14 protein-coding genes are annotated in these 17,557 nt (G+C 74.6%); 3 read left to right on the top strand and 11 right to left on the bottom strand.

Annotated elements, in window-relative coordinates:
* Nucleotides 1-44: 44 nt before the first annotated feature.
* The 10 genes from IF45_RS0104715 to IF45_RS0104670 form a co-directional block, all read right to left on the bottom strand.
* Nucleotides 45-662, bottom strand: coding sequence for a GNAT family N-acetyltransferase (locus IF45_RS0104715; RefSeq protein ID WP_008413526.1), 618 nt, complete (start codon nucleotides 660-662; stop codon nucleotides 45-47).
* Between the two features lie 91 nt (nucleotides 663-753).
* A complete protein-coding gene (locus IF45_RS0104710; protein WP_008413524.1) occupies nucleotides 754-1,308 on the bottom strand; it encodes a YbaK/EbsC family protein in 555 nt (184 codons plus the stop codon).
* An 81-nt stretch (nucleotides 1,309-1,389) separates the two neighbouring features.
* Nucleotides 1,390-3,183: a CocE/NonD family hydrolase gene (locus IF45_RS0104705; RefSeq protein WP_030305655.1), complete on the bottom strand. Its 1,794-nt coding sequence runs from the start codon at nucleotides 3,181-3,183 to the stop codon at nucleotides 1,390-1,392.
* Between the two features lie 153 nt (nucleotides 3,184-3,336).
* Entirely contained in the window at nucleotides 3,337-4,278 is a 942-nt protein-coding gene (locus IF45_RS0104700) for a DNA-3-methyladenine glycosylase family protein (RefSeq protein ID WP_030305653.1), read from the bottom strand.
* A gap of 169 nt (nucleotides 4,279-4,447) precedes the next feature.
* On the bottom strand, nucleotides 4,448-5,386 hold the full coding sequence (locus IF45_RS0104695) for a S66 peptidase family protein (protein WP_015506801.1): 939 nt from the start codon (nucleotides 5,384-5,386) through the stop codon (nucleotides 4,448-4,450).
* Between the two features lie 76 nt (nucleotides 5,387-5,462).
* Nucleotides 5,463-7,442 (bottom strand): prolyl oligopeptidase family serine peptidase, encoded by a 1,980-nt coding sequence (locus tag IF45_RS0104690; protein WP_030305651.1) that lies wholly within the window; start codon nucleotides 7,440-7,442, stop codon nucleotides 5,463-5,465.
* Nucleotides 7,443-7,505: 63 nt separating this feature from the next.
* Nucleotides 7,506-8,858: a M20/M25/M40 family metallo-hydrolase gene (locus IF45_RS0104685; protein ID WP_030305648.1), complete on the bottom strand. Its 1,353-nt coding sequence runs from the start codon at nucleotides 8,856-8,858 to the stop codon at nucleotides 7,506-7,508.
* Nucleotides 8,851-9,684 (bottom strand): M55 family metallopeptidase, encoded by an 834-nt coding sequence (locus IF45_RS0104680; protein WP_008410591.1) that lies wholly within the window; start codon nucleotides 9,682-9,684, stop codon nucleotides 8,851-8,853. Before IF45_RS0104680 ends, IF45_RS0104685 begins: the two co-directional genes overlap by 8 nt.
* 127 nt (nucleotides 9,685-9,811) lie before the next feature.
* Nucleotides 9,812-12,370 carry an MFS transporter gene (locus IF45_RS0104675; protein WP_030305647.1) on the bottom strand — a complete coding sequence of 853 codons (2,559 nt, stop codon included), beginning with the start codon at nucleotides 12,368-12,370 and terminating at the stop codon, nucleotides 9,812-9,814.
* 245 nt (nucleotides 12,371-12,615) lie between these two features.
* Nucleotides 12,616-13,059 (bottom strand): SRPBCC family protein, encoded by a 444-nt coding sequence (locus IF45_RS0104670; protein WP_003951907.1) that lies wholly within the window; start codon nucleotides 13,057-13,059, stop codon nucleotides 12,616-12,618.
* A 143-nt stretch (nucleotides 13,060-13,202) separates the two neighbouring features.
* Here IF45_RS0104670 and IF45_RS0104665 point away from each other — a divergent pair, with 143 nt between their 5' ends.
* Complete coding sequence (locus IF45_RS0104665) at nucleotides 13,203-14,240, top strand: Rv2578c family radical SAM protein (RefSeq protein ID WP_030305645.1); 1,038 nt, start codon at nucleotides 13,203-13,205, stop codon at nucleotides 14,238-14,240.
* Between the two features lie 169 nt (nucleotides 14,241-14,409).
* Nucleotides 14,410-16,026 (top strand): alpha/beta hydrolase, encoded by a 1,617-nt coding sequence (locus IF45_RS0104660; RefSeq protein ID WP_030305643.1) that lies wholly within the window; start codon nucleotides 14,410-14,412, stop codon nucleotides 16,024-16,026.
* 7 nt (nucleotides 16,027-16,033) lie between these two features.
* Here the strand turns inward: IF45_RS0104660 and IF45_RS0104655 are convergent, their stop codons facing one another.
* Nucleotides 16,034-16,603 carry a HEAT repeat domain-containing protein gene (locus IF45_RS0104655; protein ID WP_015506805.1) on the bottom strand — a complete coding sequence of 190 codons (570 nt, stop codon included), beginning with the start codon at nucleotides 16,601-16,603 and terminating at the stop codon, nucleotides 16,034-16,036.
* 115 nt (nucleotides 16,604-16,718) lie between these two features.
* On the opposite strand from IF45_RS0104655, the gene IF45_RS0104650 reads away from it, so the two are divergent.
* Nucleotides 16,719-17,492, top strand: a complete 774-nt coding sequence (locus IF45_RS0104650; protein ID WP_008410581.1) for a helix-turn-helix domain-containing protein — start codon at nucleotides 16,719-16,721, stop codon at nucleotides 17,490-17,492.
* Nucleotides 17,493-17,557 lie beyond the last annotated feature (65 nt).

The following is a 17,557-nucleotide window of genomic DNA, read 5'->3' as shown; positions in this document are numbered from 1 at the left end:
TCTGACCGGGGGCGGGGGCCAGAGGGCGTCGGCGGCGGAGTGGGTCAGCCGGCGGCCTCGCGCATCTCCTGGGTGAGGGCCCAGCGTTCGTGGTCGCGCCAGGCCCCGTCGATGAAGAGGAAGTCCGGCGAGAACCCTTCCAGGCGGAAGCCGGCGCGACGGGCGAGGGCGATCGAGGGGGTGTTGCCGGGCTGGACGTTGATCTCCAGCCGGTGCAGCCCGAGGGTGTCCATGGTGTGGGCGACGACCAGCCCGAGGGCCTCGCTCATCAGGCCGCGCCCCTCGCACCCCGCGAAGGCGCCGTAGCCGAGGGCGCCGCAGCGGAAGGCGCCGCCGACGATGTTGTTGACAGCGACGTAGCCGGCGAGGGCGCCGGTGGCGCGTTCGTGGACGAGGTAGCCGGCCCGGTCCTCGTCACCGATCAGGCGGCCCGCCCAGACGGCGTAGGCGCGGGCGTCGGCGGGCGGGAAGAGCCAGGGCTTGTGCAGCTCGCGGCTCTCACGCGCCCGGGCGGTGAACTCCGTCCCGTCGGCGAGCGTGAGGGGCCGCAGCATGGTGCGCTCGCCCTCGGCGACGGGCGCGGGGGCCGGGCGGCGGGGGTTGTGGTCCGTGGGGCCGCCGGGGTCCGTGGGACCGCCCTCGGTGACGGTGTCTCTGTTCATGCGGGGTCGTTCACTCCTGCCGTACGTCTCTCGTGCCTCCCGTCAGCATCGCGGAGGGCGGCCCCTCCCGCACCACGGAGGCCCGGCGGGCTCACGGGGCCAGGCCGAGTCCCGGGACGGTCTCGGCGTGCGGGAGGGCGGCCACCTCGCGGCCGGGCAGGATCAGCTTGCCCCGGCGGGCGCCGCTGCCGACCAGCACCCAGGGGGCGTCGGCCACGGCCGGGTCGACCAGCAGCGGCCAGCCGGCGGGCAGGCCGACCGGGGTGATCCCGCCGTACTCCATGCCGGTCTCGCCGGTGGCGAACTCGCGGGGCGCGAACGACGCCTTGCGGCTGCCCAGGTGTTTGCGGACGGCTCCGTTGACGTCGACCCGGTGGCGGGAGAGGACCAGGCAGGCGGCGGGGGTGGTCCCGGCGCCGCGCCTGCCCAGGACGATCACGCAGTTGGCGGAGGACTCCATGAGCTCCTCGCCGTGGTGCGCGACGAAGGCGGCGGTGTCGGCGATGGCCGGGTCGGTGTCGACGTGGATCAGTTCCGCGGTCCCCGGCCCGCCCTCCTTGACGGCCTCGGCCACGGGGGCGGGCAGCAGGTCGAGGCGGTCGGCGGCGGGGAGGGCGTTGTCGAAGGAGCCGATGGGTGCGCGCATGCGCGGCACGGTAACAGGGGTCCGCTCCCCCGCTCCCGCTGCCCCGGGCGGCGTCCGGGGCGGCGGGAGCGGGCGGGCCGGTCAGTCCTGGGCGAGTGGGAGGGTCAGGGTGCCGGAGTCACCGGGGGCGTGGGTGACGGTCACCGGCTTGACGCCCCGGTTGCCGGAGTAGGCGCCGTCGCTGGCGGCCACGGTCAGGCGCAGCCGGTGCCCGGCCTCGTACCGGTGGACGATGCCCGGGAGGGTGACGGTGAAGGGCCGGGTGGCGTCGGCGACGCGGGCGGGGGCGGTGAGCCGGTGGACCAGGGTCTTCGTGCCGTCGGGGGCGACGTCGTAGAGCTTGGCGAAGAGGACGAGCTGGTCGGCGGCGTCGCCGGAGTCCTGGTTCTTCTCGGCGCGCGGGGAGACCACCTTGAGGCGGAGCTGCGGGGCGCCGACCACGTCGAGGGGCGTGTCGAGCGGGGCGGTGGTCCAGTCGAGGGCGGTGCCCTTGAGGTCGTGCGGCTTGGGGTCGGGCAGGCCGATCACCCCGGCGAGGGAGGATTCCGAGTGGCTGGTGGGGATGAGCCAGTTGCGGTACTCGCGGCTGCCGCGCACCACCTGCTCCGGCCGGCCGACGAGGGCGCCGTCGCCGGAGAGGTGCAGGGCGCGGGAGGGGGCGGGGGGCGCGTCGGCGGTGGCGTACGCCTGGCCTGCGGGGGCCCAGTCGCGGTAGTAGGCGAAGGCCGGTCCGGTGTCGGTCTCCTTGTCCAGGAGGTACTTGTCGAACCAGGCGGCGATGCGGCTGCCGGTGTAGCTGGACTCCAGGTCCGGGTCGGAGAGGTCGAGTTCGCCGGAGGCCGGGTCGGTCATGCCGCCGCTGTGGCCCCAGGACTGCCAGATCATGGCGGTGTCGACGCCCTGGGCCTTGAGGGTCTCGTAGGTGGCGGTGGCCTCGTTGAGGTTGAAGAGGGTGTCGGCCTGGCCCTGGACGAGCAGGGTGGGGGTCGTGACCCGGTCGAGGTAGGAGACCGGGGAGACACTGCGGGCGTAGCCGAGGACCTTGTCGGCCTTCTCCTTCGGCAGCTTGCCGGAGTCCAGGACGCGCTTGGTGTCGCAGGCGGCCGCGACGAAGTGCAGGCAGCCCCCGCCGCCGATGCGGGACGGGTCGAGGCTGGGGTTGAGCAGCCCCTGCGCCTCCCCGATGAGGAAGAAGCCGCCGGTCCACTGCTTCTTGTAGACGCCGGGGGTGTCGGAGGAGACGCCCTGGCCCTGGCCGGCGTTGTTGGGGTTGAGGGAGTACGAGAGGTCGTTCCAGGTGATCATCGGGACGAGGGCGTCGACGCGGTCGTCCTCGGCGGCGGTGGCGAGCTGGATGGAGCCGCCGTACGAGCCGCCGATCATGCCGACGCGCGGGTCGCCCTCGCCGTCGAGGGTGACGAGGTCGAGGCGGGTGCCGTCGTCGGCGGCTCTGGTCCCGGCGAGGAAGTCGATCAGCGCGGAGGCGGCACGGCCGTCGACGGCCGGGTCGTTGAGCGAGATCGGGCAGCCGCTCCGGCCGAAGCCGAGCCCCGAGTAGGCGAGCGAGACCAGCCCCCGCGCGGCGAAGGTACGGGCGGTGGCGGCGGTCGAGCCGTCGGCCTTGTCCCCGCCGAAGCCGTTGGTGGTGAGGACCGCGGGGGCCCGGTTCCCGGCGTCGACGCCCGCCGGTACGTACAGGTCGGCGTCGACCGCGCACCGCTTGCCACCCACGTCCACGGTGAACTTCAGCGCGGTGACGGCCGGTTCGGCCGCCGCGTCGGCGTGCGCCGCACCCGCCGGGGCGAGCGCGGCGGCGAGAGCGAGACCGAGGGCGGCCGCCAGTGGCGGGCGGAAACGGGACGGGGCACGGGTCACGGGGGCCTCCACACTGAGACGGACTTACCCGTGGGTACACACGGGCAGCGCTCATCGTGTGGCCCAGCTCACTGCCGGGTCAACGGACGCGACCGGGGTTTGTTCCGGGAGGTTCGGTGAAGGTGCGCGCGGGCGTGCGCTCCGGTCCCCCGCTCAGCGTGACGCGCTGTCCTGTGCGCGGGCGCGCAGCAGGAGGGCGACCCAACTGCGGTAGGGGCGCCAGACGGTGGCGAGCCGGGCGAGCCGGGCAGGATCGCCGGCGGTGGCGGCGTCAAGGCCGTACTGGGTGGCCATGGCCCGGTGGAGCCGGGGTTCGACGGCGGGGAAGACGTCGGGGTGACCGGCGCCGCGGATGAGGACGAGTCCGGCGGAGAAGGGGCCGATGCCGGGCAGTTCCTTGAGTTCGGTGAGGGCGGATTCGACCGGCTGGTCGCCCAGGGTCGCCGCGTCGAGGCCTCCGTCGAGGGCGGCCTCGGAGAGGGCTCGCAGGCGTTCGAGCTTGGTGTCGCTCAGCCCCTCGACACGGTCGAGGCGCCGCAGGACACCCGGGGCCGGGAACGCGTGCAGTTCCTCCCCGGCGACCTGCACGGCCTGTCCGTGGTCACGAGCGAGGCGGGCCTTGATCGCGGCGGCCTGACTCATGCGGATCCGGTTGCCGATCACCGCCCAGACGGCCGCCTCGTACGGGGAGTGGAAGCAGACCGGGCGCAGCCCCGGCCAGTCGGCCTGGAGTCCCGCCACGACCGGGTCCGCGTCGGCGAGCGCGGGGAACCCGGTGCCGTCCACGTCCAGGGACAGGATGCGGGCGAGCTGCGCCCGCGCGGCCCTGTGGTGGTCGGTGCCTGAGCCGGCCGGAAGGGTGGTGTCACCGTGGTGGACGGTGATGTCGGCGGTCACGGCGGCGGGCGTGGGGCCCGCCGTCTCCTTCTGCCGCACCGCGCACCCGATCATGTGGACGCCGTCGTCGGCGGGGAAGGCCAGGCGCAGCACGCCGTCGGCGGCGTGGTCGTAGGAGGCGGGGGTGAAGTCCTCCAGGAACCGGCGGGAGGCGGCGAGCGAGAAGGGGCCCTTGGGCGTGATGGAGACGGAGGTCAAGGTCAGGCTCCCTGGGCAGTCGGAACGTAGCCCCCGGGGCGATCAGCGTAGGGGCGTGGCGGACAGCTCGCCAGGCGGACAGCCGCCGCGCGGGCGTCGAGCGCTCCGTCCGCGTGCGACGCCGCCCGGCACGCCAGGGGTTCGGGTGGCCGCTCCCCCAGCCCCGCCGTCACACCAACGCCGGCACATCCAGCGTCAACGTCCCCGCATCGGCGTCCAGTTCGGCGGGCAGGCCGAAGGGCATGGTCAGTGCGCCCTCCCCGTGCCCGAAGCCGAACTCCTCGGCCACCGGTACCCCGAGGGGTCCGAGCCGGTCACGCAGCACGGCCCGCACCTCCTCGTACGGGCCGCACTCCTCCCAGGAGCCGAGGGCGACGCCCCGCACCCCGTCGAGCCAGCGGGCGCGCAGCAGCTGGGTGAGGATGCGGTCGAGGCGGTAGGCCTCCTCGCCGATGTCCTCGATGAGGAGGAGGCCGCCGGTGGCCGAGGGGCGGGTGTGCGCCACGCCCAGTTCGGCGGCGAGCAGGCTGACGCAGCCGCCGAGGGTGACGCCCCGGGCGCGGCCGGGGACCAGGACGCGGCCGGTGGCGGAGGTGAGGACGCGCACCGATTCGGGGTCGAAGAGGGTGGCCCGCAGGTGTTCGCGGGCGGCCTCGTTCTTGAGGAACCCGGCGGTCGCGGCCATGGGGGCGTGCAGCGTCGCCACGCCGAGGCGGACCGCGAACTGCTCGTGCAGGGCGGTGATGTCGCTGTAGCCGACGAAGGGCTTGGGGTGTGCGGCACGCATCGCCTCCCAGTCCAGCAGGCCCGTCATCCGCTGGCAGCCGTAGCCGCCCCGGGCGCAGAACACCGCGTCGACCGACGGGTCGCACCAGGCGTTCTGGAGGTCGGCGGCCCGGTCGGCGTCCTCGCCCGCGAGGTAGGGGAAGGCGGGGTGGCGGTCGAGCACATGCGGGGCGACCACCGGGTCCAGGCCCCAGCCGCGCAGCAGGTCGAGACCCGATTCCAGCGACTCCTCGGGCACCGGTCCGGCGGGGGCGACCACGGCGACCCGGGCGCCGGGGGCGAGCCGTGCGGGGCGGGTGAGCGGGCTCAGGGAGTACGGCAAGGGGGTGCTCCGGTGCGGTGTCAGAGGGAAGGGCCGCCACCCGGCGAGGGGTGGCGGCCCGGGACGTGCGGGTGGATCAGTTCCGGAACTCCAGCTCCGGCACCTCGGCGGTGAACCCGAACACCTTGGCGTACAGGGCGAGTTCGGCCTCTATCGCGGTGATCATGGTGTCGGCGCGGCGGAAGCCGTGGCCCTCGCCCTCGAAGGCGAGGTAGGCGTGCGGGACGCCGCGCCCGGCCATCCGCTCCAGGAGGCGCTCGCTCTGCTCGGGCGGGCAGATGGGGTCGTCCAGCCCCTGGAGGAGGAGGAAGGGGGCGGCGATCCGGTCCGCGCGCTCGGTCGGGGAGCGCTCGGCGTACCGCTCGGGGACCTCCGCGAACGGGCCGACCAGCGACTCCAGGTACTGGGACTCCAGGTCGTGGGTGCCGCCGGTGGCCCAGCCGGCCAGGTCGAGCACCGGGTAGATGACGGTGGCGCAGGCGTAGACGTCGGTCCCGGCGAGCGAGGCGGCCGCCGTCCAGCCGCCCGCGCTGCCGCCCCGGACGGCGAGGCGGCCCGGGTCGGCGGTGCCCTCGGCGGCCAGGGCCGCGGCGACGGCGGCGCAGTCCTCGACGTCGACCAGGCCCCACTGCCCGCGCAGCCGGTTGCGGTAGGCGCGGCCGTAGCCGGTGGAGCCGCCGTAGTTGACCTCCACGACACCGATGCCGCGCGAGGTGAAGTAGGCGGCGTCCAGGGAGAGATCGGCGGTCGCCTGCCCGGTGGGACCGCCGTGCGCCCGGACGACGTACGGCGGGAGTTCGTCCTCGGGGCCGTGCCGCTCGGGGTGGCGCGGCGGGAGGACGACGGCGTGGATCTCGCGGCCGCCGGGGCCGGTGAAGACCCGCTCCTCGGGGTGCGGGAGGTAGGCCGGGTCGACGGCGTCGGTGTGGCGGGCGGCGACGGCCCTGGCCCGGCCGGTGACGGTGTCCAGCTCGACGATCTCGGCGGCGCTGAGGGGCCCGGCGGCGACCCCGGTGACGCGGCTGCCGCGCACGTCGAGGCAGGCGGCCCAGGTGGTCCACGGTCCGGCGGCGTCGCAGATCTCCCCGGCGTCCGGGTCGAGGATGCCCAGGCGGGTGGAGCCCCGGCCGTGCACGACGGCGATCAGGCCGTTCTCCATCGGCGCGAACCACCGCGACCCGATCCGCCACAGCGGCCCGCCGAACTCCTCCTCGCGCGGGCAGAGCGGCTTGGCCTCGCCGGTGGCGGGGTCGACGCGGTGCAGGTTCCACCAGCCGGAGCGGTCGGTGGCGGCGATCAGGGAGCCGTCGGACGCCCATTCGGCCTGGCAGACCGACTCCTCGGGCCCGCCGATGAGGGTCCGCACGCCGGTGAACGGGCCTTCGGCCGTCACCTCGGCGATCTTCAGCTCGGTGCCGTCCCACGGCATGCGCGGGTGGTCCCAGGCGATCCAGACGGCGCGCTGCCCGTCCGGGGAGAGCCTGGGGCCGGTGACGAACCGGTGCCGGTCGGTGTCGAGTTCGCGGACGGCGTCGCGGTTCTCGGCGGCGCTGCCGTCGAGGGGTACGGCGGCCGGGACGCGCCGCACGTCGGTCGGGCCCTCCCCGGTGAACTCCTCCAGGACACACCAGACTTCGCCGGTGGCCACGTGCACCACCGGGTCGGCCCAGCGCAGCCCGCCGCCGACCCCGGAGAGCGGGGTGAGCGGGCGCGGCCCGGCCTCCGGCCGGTCCGGCTCGTAGGCGTAGAGCCGCTGGTCGGCGAAGTGGACGAAGACGACGAGGGGGCCGTCGGGGCCCGGCACGCCGGCCCAGGGCTCGCCGCCGTACTCGACGACGCGGCTGCGGACGTTCCACGGGGCCGGGAGTACGGACTCCTCGGTGCCGTCGGGGCGGCGGCGCACCAGGGTGCGACGGCCGCCCTCGGCGGGGCGGGGCGCGGTCCACCACAGGTCGTCGCCGACATGGGCGACGGAGTCGGGCCGGCCGTCGTGGGCGGCGGTGAGGCGGGCGTCGATGGGCGAGGGCCAGGCACCGTACGGCTCGGGCGTGCTCATGGGGTCTTCCAACTCCTCGTTCGGCGGCGGCCCGCCCCGCTCCGTCGCGGGGCGGGCCCGGGGTCAGGCGCTGCGCAGGAACCGGTCGAGTACGCGGACACCGAAGTGCAGGGCCTCGACGGGCACGCGCTCGTCCACGCCGTGGAAGAGCGCCTGGTAGTCGAAGCCGGGCGGCAGCTTCAGCGGGGAGAAGCCGTAGCCGGTGATGCCGAGGCGGGAGAACTGCTTGGCGTCGGTGCCGCCGGACATGCAGTAAGGCACGGCGCGGGCGCCCGGGGCGAACTCCTCGACGGCCTCGCGCATCAGGGTGAAGGTCGGCGAGTCCACCGGCGCGGTCAGCGCCGTCTCGCGGTGGTGGAACCGCCAGTCGACGTCGGGCCCGGTCAGCTCGTCCAGGGTGGTCCGGAACTCGTCCTCGCCGCCCGGCACGAACCGGCCGTCGATCATGGCGGTGGCCTCGCCGGGGATGACGTTGACCTTGTAACCGGCGTTCAGCATCGTCGGGTTGGAGCTGTTGCGGACGGTCGCCTCGACCAGGGAGGCGGCCGGGCCGAGCTTGGCGAGCAGCACGTCCACGTCGAAGCCCTCGGCGGCCGGGTCGGCCTCGATGCCGTAGAGGGCGGCGAGTTCGGTGAGGGCGGCCTGGACCGTCGGGGAGAGGCGGACCGGCCACTCGTGGTGGCCGATGCGGTCGACGGCGGCGGCGAGGCGGGTGACCGCGTTGGAGCGGTTGACCTTGGAGCCGTGGCCGGCGCGACCGCGTGCGGTCAGCTCCAGCCAGCCGGTGCCGCGTTCGCCGGCCGCGATGGGGTAGATCTCGCGGCCCGCGCCGTCGTGGAAGGTGAAGGCGCCGGACTCGCTGATGCCCTCGGTACAGCCCTCGAAGAGCGCGGCGTGCCGGTCGGCGAGGAAGTCCGAGCCGTCCTCGGCGCTGGCCTCCTCGTCGGCGGTGAAGGCGATGACGAGGTCGCGGCGGGGGCGGACGCCGGTGCGGGCCCAGGAGCGGGCCAGCGCGAGGATCATCGCGTCCATGTTCTTCATGTCGACGGCGCCGCGTCCCCAGACCACGCCGTCCTCGACCTCGCCGGAGAAGGGATGCTTGGTCCACTCCTCGGCCTGCGCGGGGACCACGTCGAGGTGGCCGTGGACGAGGAGGGCGTCGGCGGAGGGGTCGCTGCCGGCGATGCGGGCGACGACGTTGCCCCGGCCGGGGGTGCGCTCCAGGATCACCGGGTCGAGTCCGGCTGCGGCGAGCCGCTCGGCGGCGTACTCGGCGGCCGGGCGTTCGCGGCAGTCGCCGCCGCCCCGGTTGGTGGTGTCGATGCGGATCAGCTCGGAGGTGTAGGTGACCACCTCCTCCAGGGCTGCGGCGTCGACGCCGCTGGTGGTGGTCGTGGGGGCGGGCTGCTCAGCCATAGGTCTCCTCCACGGCGTTCTGGGCGACCGTGGTGACGGCCTTGAACGTCCGGATGGCTTCGTACATGGTCTCGCTGGTGTAGCTGGCGCGGAGGTCCCCTGTCAGGGCGACACCCGGGACGACGGTGACGGCTGCCGCCAGGTGGGCGGCGTCGAACTCCAGGTCCACGGTGTGCGGCCCGGCCTGCACCGGCTCGTGGCGGACGGCGAGGCGGGTGGCGTCGCGGGCGGCGGTGCGGATGTCGGCGGCGGTCCGCTCGGGCGTGCGGCAGACGGCCGCGTACCGCGAGACGTGGTCCTTGACCGCGACCCGCTCGGCCTCCGGCGCGTACCCCTTGGAGTCCTCGCAGGCCACGTCGTCGCCGGTGACCAGGACGACGGGCACGCCGTACTCGGCGACGACGTGCGCGTTGAGCAGGCCCTCGCTGGCGCGGACGCCGTCGAGCCAGACACCGGTGAGGGAGTTGGCGAGGTAGGTGTGGGCGAGGACGCCCGGCATGCCGGCGCCCGCGTGGTAGCCGAGGAAGGCGATGCCGTCGACGTCGCCGTGCTGGACGCCCTCCACCATGCTGAGGCTCTTGTGGCGGCCGGTGAGCATCTGGGCGCGCGGGTCGAGGCGTTCCAGGAAGAGGTTGCGCATCGTCCAGTGCGCCTCGTTGATCAGCACCTCGTCGGCGCCCCCGTCGAAGAAACCGAGGACGGCGGCCTGGACGTCGGAGGTGAACATCGACCGGCACCGCTCCCACTGGGCGTGCCCCGGCAGCACGTCGTGCGGCCAGGTCACCCCCGTGGCGCCCTCCATGTCCGCGCTGATCAGGATCTTCACACCCGCTCCGTTCGGCTACGGGGGCGGATCTTGTTCCGCCCGGCGGGGTCACGGTACGCCTTGGCGAGGGCGGCGGGTAGGGGATTCGGCCGGAGCGCGGGCGCCCCGGCCGGTGCCGCCCGGTGGCTCAGTCCTCGTGGCCGAGGAGCAGGTCGCGCTCGGTGCGGCCGCCGCCCGCCACCTGGAGGACGGTGGCGACCGGCGGGTAGCCGGAGGCGATGACGGTGTACTCGCCGGAGGAGAGGTCGACGAAGCGGAAGGTGCCGTCGGCGGAGGTGGTCTGGGAGTCGACGACGTTGCCCCCGGCGTCGAGCAGGGTGACGCGGGCGTCCTCGACGGGCCGCCCGCCGCCCGCGCGGACGGTGCCGCGCAGCACCGCTCCCCCGGCCAGCTCCACGTCCTGCCGGGTCTCGCGGGAGGCCTGGACGCTCACCGGCAGGGCGGTGGGGCGGTAGGCGTGGGCGCTGGCGGCGAGGGTGTACTCCCCGGCGACCAGCTCGGAGATGACGTACCCGCCCTCGCGTCCGCTGCGGGTGGAGGCGACGACCTCGCCGCGTACGTCGGTCAGGGTGACCGTGGCGTCGCGGACGGGCAGGCCGTCGGCGGTGAGGACGGAACCGGCGAGGCGTCCGGCGCCGCCGAGGACCACGTCCAGCTCGACCGGGCGCTCGCCGACGGTGACGGTGACGGCCTGCGGCTGGTGCCCGCCGGCCGCCGCGATCAGCACGAAGCTGCCGCTGCCCGGGGTGGCGAGCGCGTACCGGCCCTCGCCGTCGCTGGCGCCGCGCCCGATCTGGCGGCCGGTCACGTCGATGAGGGTGAGGGCGGCGCGCGGCACGGCGGTGCCGTCGGAGTGCTGGACGCTGCCGCAGACCGCGACTCCGGCGGTGTGGCCGGTCCGGGCGGCGGGCAGCTGCGGAGCGGGCGGGGCGGCGGCCTCGGGCGCGGGTGCGGCGTGCGGTTCGGCGGCGGGGACGGAGGCGGGCCGGGACGCGGCGTGGGACACGAGGGGGGTCTCCTTGAGGAAGAAGGCGAGCAGCAGGCCCAGGAGGAGGACCGGCACGAGGTAGAGGAAGATCCGGGGCATGGCGTCGGCGTACGCCTGGATGTAGGGGTCGCGCAGGGCGGGCGCCATCGCGTGCACCGCCTGCGGGGTGATCGCCTCGGCGTCGACGCTCCCGGCGGGCGCCCCGGCGGGCAGCCGGTCGGCGAGGGCGTCGGTGAGGCGCTGGGCGAAGAGGGTGCCGAAGACGGCGGCGCCGACGCTGCCGCCGATCTGCCGGAAGTAGTTGTTGGCGCTGGTGGCGGTGCCGAGGTCGGCGGGGCGGACGCTGTTCTGCACGGCGAGCACCAGCACCGGCATGATCAGGCCGATCCCCGCGCCGAGCACCGCCATCCAGATGCTGTAGTGCAGCCGCGAGGTGCCGGTCTCCAGCAGGGAGAGCAGCCACATGCCGAGCGCGGCGAGGACCCCGCCCGCGATGGGGTACGGGCGGTAGCGCCCGGTCTTGCTGATGAGCTGGCCGGAGAGGATCGAGGCGCCGACGACGCCGCCCATCATGGGGAGCATCAGCAGGCCGGACTCGGTGGCGCTGGCGCCGTCGACCATCTGGAGGAAGGTCGGCAGGTAGCTGGCGGCGCCGAACAGGGCGATGCCGACCACCGCCCCGATCAGGCCGGTGAGGTTGAAGATCGACTCGCGGAAGAGCCGCAGCGGGATGAGGGGTTCGGCCGCGTACCGCTCGGCGACGAGGAAGAGCACCGTCGACAGGACGGCTCCGGCGGCGAGCGCGAGGATGGTCCCCGAGCCCCAGGCGTACTCCGTCCCGCCCCAGCTGGTCAGCAGCACCAGGCAGGTCGAGGCGGTGGCCAGCAGCAGGATGCCGGGCACGTCGAGGCGGCCACGGGTGGCGGGCTTGGGGAGCTTGAGGACGACGGCGACCACGGCGAGGGTGACCAGGCCGAAGGGGACGTTGAAGTAGAAGCACCAGCGCCACGACATGTGGTCGGTGAAGAAGCCGCCGAGCAGCGGTCCGGCGACCGAGGCGAGGCCGAAGGCGGCGCCGATCAGCCCCATGTAGCGGGCCCGCTCCCTGGGCGGCACGATGTCGGCGATGATCGCCTGCACGCCGATCATGAGGCCGCCCGCGCCGAGCCCCTGGAGGGCGCGGAAGGCGATGAGTTCGTCCATCGAACGGGACCAGCCCGCGAGCCCGGAGCCCACGATGAAGACGACGATGGCGAACTGGAAGACGCCCTTGCGGCCGAAGAGGTCGCCGAGCTTGCCGTAGACCGGCAGCGAGATGGTCGAGGTGAGCAGGTAGGCGGTGATGGCCCAGGACATCTTGTCGAGGCCGTGCAGCTCGCCGACGATCTTCGGCAGCGCGGTGGCCACGATCATCTGCTCCAGCGCGGCGAGGAGCAGCGCGAGCATCAGCCCGACGAAGACCATCCGCACCTGGCGGGGGCTGAGCCCCGCGTCACCGGTGGCGGGGGCGGCCGGACCACCGTCGCCGCCGTCGCCACCGCCCTCGCCGGGGGGAAACGCTTCGCCGTTCGCCAGGGGCAGGGTGGGCGCGTCGTCGGCGGTGTACGCCCCCTCGGGCTTCGGGGCGCCGGGGGGCGCGGGGGGCCCGGAGGGTTCCTCCCCCGAGGCCGTCCTGTGCTCCAGCGTCGTCCCGCCCACGTCACTCTCCCCTCGTCGCGCCGCGCCGACTGCGCCGACAACTGGCGCCAAGTCTGCGCGCCCGCACACAAGTCGGGGCAAGAGGGGCGACACGCGCGCAGGCCCGCACAAGGGGCATCCGCGCCGGTGGGAGCGTTACGGGCGACCGGGCGCCGCCCGCGAAAACCACTCGAACCGGTGAGGTGACAGCGCGCCCGAGTCGACGGACAAGGGGCGCCGCACGCGGGCGGCGCCCCCCCTCCGGGCTACTTCTCCAGCTCGGCGGCGAGCTTGGCGAGCGTCTGGTCGTGGATACGGGCCAGCCCCTTGGGAGCGAAGGTCCGCTCGAAGAAGCCGCCGATCCCGCCGGCCCCGTTCCAGACGGTGCGCACCTGCACCCGCGCGCCGCCCTGCCCGGCCGGGGTGACCGTCCAGGTGGTGACCATCGAGGAGTTCCGGTCGGTCTCGACCAGCTCCCCTTCCGAAGGCTCCTTCACGTCGAGCAGGCAGTCCCGCACCCGCTTGCTGGTGGCCTGGAGCTTCCAGTGGACGAGGGTGCCGTCGCCGTCGCCGCCCTCGCGCACCTCGTACTCGCTGTACTGCTCGGGAAGGACCGTACGACGGGTACCGCTGTAGTCGGCCAGCGCGTCGAAGACGTCGTCCGGCTTCGCCGCGATCGTCCGCTCCGTCGTGGCCTCGACCTGTGCCATGTCCACTTCCTCCAGCACTCGGGTTACGGGTCGGGCAAAGCCAACCACCCCGGCCCCGGCCGCTCAAATCCCCGCCCGCGCCACCCTGCGGCGATCATGGGAACAGATGTTCTATTGTGGCGAACGACGTCAGGAGGAAGACCATGCGCTGGGAGAACCTTGCCGAGCAGCCGGTCCGCCCGGGCTCCGACGCCGCGCTCTTCGGAGCCGACGCCGTCGTCACCCGGACCGTCGACACCCCCGAGTTCCGGGGGATCACCTTTCACGAGATCCGCGCCCGTTCGATCGTCAACCGCGTCCCGGGCGCCTCACGGATGCCGTTCACCTGGACGGTCAACCCGTACCGGGGATGCAGTCACGCCTGCGTGTACTGCTTCGCCCGCAAGACCCACAGCTACCTCGACCTCGACACGGGGCTCGGCTTCGACTCGCAGATCGTCGTCAAGACCAACGCCCCCGAGCTGCTCCGCCGCGAGCTGGGCGGGCCGCGCTGGCGCGGCGGCCACATCGCGATGGGCACCAACGTCGACTGCTACCAGCGGGCGGAAGGCCGCTACCGCCTGATGCCCGGCATCATCGAGGCCCTGCGCGACCACGCCAACCCGTTCAGCATCCTGACCAAGGGCACGCTGATCCTGCGCGACCTGGACCTGCTCACCGAGGCCGCCGCCGTCACCGACGTGGGCATCTCGGTCTCCGTCGGCTTCACCGACCGCGAACTGTGGCGCACCGTCGAACCGGGAACCCCCGCCCCCGAACGCCGCCTGGACGTCATCCGCGCCCTGGCCGAGCGCGGCATCGACTGCGGCGTGCTCATGGCCCCCGTCATCCCCTACCTCGGCGACCACCCCGACCAGCTCCGCGCGACCGTCCGCGCCATCGCCGAGGCCGGCGCCACCTCGGTCACCCCGCTCGTCCTCCACCTGCGCCCCGGCGCCCGCGAGTGGTACTTCCAGTGGCTCACCGAACACCACCCCCACCTGGTCCCCCACTACGAACGCCTCTACGCCTCCGGCGCCTACGCCCCCAAGAGCTACCAGCGCCGCATCACCGGCCAGGTCCACGAACTGGCCCGCCAGTACGGCATCGGGCCGGGCCGGTCGGGGGCGGCGCGGCGGATACGGCCGGAGCGGGAGACGGGGCCGGCGACGGCGGAGCCGGAGCAGCTGACGCTGCTGTAAGAGGGAGGCCGGGGGGCGGCTCCCCCGGGCGCGCGCCCGCACGCGCGCATCGGCAGGTCACCCGACCACGCCGACTGTCGGACGAATCGCCCACTCGGGGCATCGGGGTCCGGGACGATGCGGCGGGGGCCGCAGGGTGCGGTGCCCTGTTGTGGAGCCTGGAGGCCAAGTGAACAGACGTGTCCTGGCGGTGTGCGGTGCCGCCGTCTCGGTTGCCGTGCTCGGTCCGACGGCGCCCTCGGCGGTGGCGCGGGCGTCGGCCACGCCGTCGTCGGCGGCACCGCAAGCACCGGCCGCCCCCGCCGCGATCCGGTGGAGCGATTGCGCGACCAAGACGTATCCGACGCTCCAGTGCGGCACGGTGAAGGTTCCGCTCGACCATGCCAGGCCCGAGGGGCGACGGATCACGCTGGCGCTCAGCCGGGTGCCGCACACCGCGAAGTCCTCGCTGGGGCCGCTGCTGGTCAATCCGGGCGGGCCCGGAGGCAGTGGGCTGAGCCTGGCCGGGCACGTGGCGGCGGCGTTGCCGAAGGAGGTGGCGAGCCGGTACGACGTGATCGGCTTCGACCCGCGCGGGGTCGGCCGGAGCGAGCCCGCGCTCGACTGCCGGCCCGGCCACTTCACGGCCGTACGCCCCGACACGCTGCCGCTGACCCCGGCCGTCCAGCGCGCCAACCGTGAGCGTGCCACGGCCTTCGCGACCGCCTGCGGCGAGCGCCACGGGGATCTGCTGCCGTACCTGGACACCCGGAGCGCCGCCCGCGACCTCGACGTGATCCGGGCCGCGCTCGGCACCCCGCGCATCAGCTACCTCGGCTACTCGTACGGGACCTATCTCGGCGCCGTCTACGCCAAGCTCTTCCCGGAGCGGGTGCGGCGACTCGCGCTGGACTCGGCGGTCGACCCGGACGGCGTCTGGTACGACAGCAACCTCGCCCAGGACTACGCGTTCGAGGACCGTCACCGTGCCTTCCTCGCCTGGGTGGCGAAGAACCACGCGGTCTACGGCCTGGGCGCGGACCCGGCCACGGTCGAGGGGGCCTGGTCGCGGATGCGGGCCGCCGTCGCGGCCGAACCGGCGGGCAAGACGGTCGGCGCGGCCGAGCTGGAGGACACCTTCCTGCCGGGCGGGTACTACGACGGGTACTGGCCCCGGCTGGCCACCGCCTTCGCGGCGTACGCCAAGGACGGGGAGAGCGGGCCGCTGGTCGCCGCGTACCGGGCGCTGGCCGAGAGCGACGCCTCCGGCGACAACGGGTACAGCGTGTACACCGCCGTGCAGTGCCGGGACGCCGCCTGGCCCCGGACGTGGAACCAGTGGCGGGCGGACACCTGGCGGGTGCACGCGAAGGCACCCTTCCTGGCCTGGAACAACACCTGGTACAACGCGCCGTGCGCGAGCTGGCCCGTCCCGCCGCTCACCCCGCCGGACGTGACCAACACCAAGCTCCCCCCGGCCCTGATCCTCCAGGCGACCGGCGACGCGGCCACCCCGTACGAGGGTGCCGTCTCGCTCCACCGCAAGCTGCGCGGCTCCTCACTGGTGGTCGAGGAGGGCGGCGGCAACCACGGGGTGACGCTCGGCGGCAACGCCTGCCTCGACCGGCACCTGGCCCGCTACCTCGCCGACGGCACGGTGCCGCGCGGCTCCGGCTCCGGCGAGGCGGACGCGACCTGTGCCGCGCTGCCGGAGCCGAAGCCTGCCGCGGCGAAGGGTGCGGCGCCGGACGCGTCCGAGCGCGCCGCGGGCCAGGCGCTGCACGGCCTGCTCCCCCGGCGCGGCTGAGTCCCGCTCAGCGCGGCAGCCGGTCCAGGGCGCCCCGGGCGACGATCGCCAGCCCGGGGCGCCCCAGCGCCGCCCGCAGCACGGGACGGGCGCAGGGGTCGCCCAGTTCGCCGAGGCCGTCGGCGCAGGCGAGGGCGACGGCCTGGTAGCGGTCGCCGGGGGCGAGCCGGCGCTCCAGTACCGCGATGAGGGCGGGCACCGCCTCGGGGGCGCGGAGGGCGACCAGCAGGCGCACCGGGTGCAGGGCGTAGGCGACGCGGAGTTCGTTGGTGGCGAGGGCGGCGGCGGCCCTCGCCGTCCTCGGGTCGCCCAGTTCGGCGAGGGCGTGGGCCGCCGCCGCGCACCGGGCGGGTTCGCGGTGGTTGAGCAGCAGCACCAGCGTCTCGAAGGCCCGCGCGTCCCCCGCCGTACCGAGCCGGAAGGCCGCCAGCTCCCTTGCCCACAACGGCTCCTGGGGCGCGGTGAGGACGGCGTTCAGCTCCTCGACACCGGTGGCCGCGAGCCACTCCACCCGGGGGTCCTCCCCGGCCTCCTGGGAGACCCGCGCCAGCAGGTTCCGCCACACATCCTGGTCCATTCCCCGACCCTAGGCCGGGACCGGGGCCGGTATCCGGGGAATGTCCGAATCCGGTGGTTCCCGGCGGATCGGGGCTGGTCACGGCTCCGGACCGACCACCTCATAAGCTGACCGCATGACCAGGGAGACCCGCACGCTGCCGGCCCACGCGCCCGGCGCGGTGGAGACGCCCTTCGTCATCCGGGGGTACGAGGAGGTCGTCCCGCACGACACCGCGTGGAACGACCACTCCCACCCCTTCCACGAGCTGCTCTGGAACGAGCGGGGCGCCTCCTCGGCGATCGTGGGGTCGCGGATCTGGACTATCACCCCGACGATCGGGCTGTGGATGCCCGCGGGCACCCTGCACGGCGGGGTGGCGGCGGCCGGGACGTGCCTGCGCGCCAGCTTCTTCGGCTTCCGGACCACCTCGTCGATCTCGGACATCCCGGTGGCGGTCGAGATCACCCCGCTGCTGCGGCTGCTGCTGGAACGGCTCGGCGAGCCGGAGCTGCGCCCCGCCTCCCGCGCGGCCACCGAGGCGCTGGTCCTGGACGTGCTCGCCCCCGCCCCGCGTGAACTGCTGGTCCGCCTGCCCTCCTCCGCCCTGCTGCGGCCGATCGCCGAGGCGGTGCGCGAGGACCCGGGCGACCGGCGGACGCTGACCGACTGGGCGACCGCGCTGGAGGTCAGCCCGCGCACGCTGACCCGGGCGTTCACCGCCGAGACGGGCACCAGCTTCGCGCGCTGGGTCGCCTCCGTCCGCGCCCAGCACGCCATCGGGCTGCTGACCCGGGGCTGGGAGGTGGAGGCCGTGGCCGAGCAGGTCGGCTACCGCTCCTCCAGCGCCTTCGGCGCCGCCTTCCGCCGGGCGACCGGGCTCACCCCGGGGACGTTCCGGCCCAGTTGATCCGGTGCGCGGCCGGGACACCGGCGCCTCCGGCGTACCGTCACGCCCCTCCCACTGTCCCGATC

Origin of the sequence: Streptomyces albidoflavus (genome assembly GCF_000719955.1) — a bacterium.
Classification (GTDB): domain Bacteria; phylum Actinomycetota; class Actinomycetes; order Streptomycetales; family Streptomycetaceae; genus Streptomyces; species Streptomyces albidoflavus.
This window is presented reverse-complemented; position numbering and strand designations above follow the sequence as displayed.

Bases quoted from the DNA above. Each gene is read 5' to 3' on its own strand.
- IF45_RS0104650 (WP_008410581.1), top strand. From the start codon at position 16,719: ATGACCAGGGAGACCCGCACGCTGCCGGCCCACGCGCCCGGCGCGGTG.
- IF45_RS0104655 (WP_015506805.1), bottom strand. From the start codon at position 16,603: ATGGACCAGGATGTGTGGCGGAACCTGCTGGCGCGGGTCTCCCAGGAG.
- IF45_RS0104715 (WP_008413526.1), bottom strand. From the start codon at position 662: ATGAACAGAGACACCGTCACCGAGGGCGGTCCCACGGACCCCGGCGGC.
- IF45_RS0104690 (WP_030305651.1), bottom strand. From the start codon at position 7,442: ATGAGCACGCCCGAGCCGTACGGTGCCTGGCCCTCGCCCATCGACGCC.
- IF45_RS0104670 (WP_003951907.1), bottom strand. From the start codon at position 13,059: ATGGCACAGGTCGAGGCCACGACGGAGCGGACGATCGCGGCGAAGCCG.
- IF45_RS0104710 (WP_008413524.1), bottom strand. From the start codon at position 1,308: ATGCGCGCACCCATCGGCTCCTTCGACAACGCCCTCCCCGCCGCCGAC.
- IF45_RS0104685 (WP_030305648.1), bottom strand. From the start codon at position 8,858: ATGGCTGAGCAGCCCGCCCCCACGACCACCACCAGCGGCGTCGACGCC.
- IF45_RS0104665 (WP_030305645.1), top strand. From the start codon at position 13,203: ATGCGCTGGGAGAACCTTGCCGAGCAGCCGGTCCGCCCGGGCTCCGAC.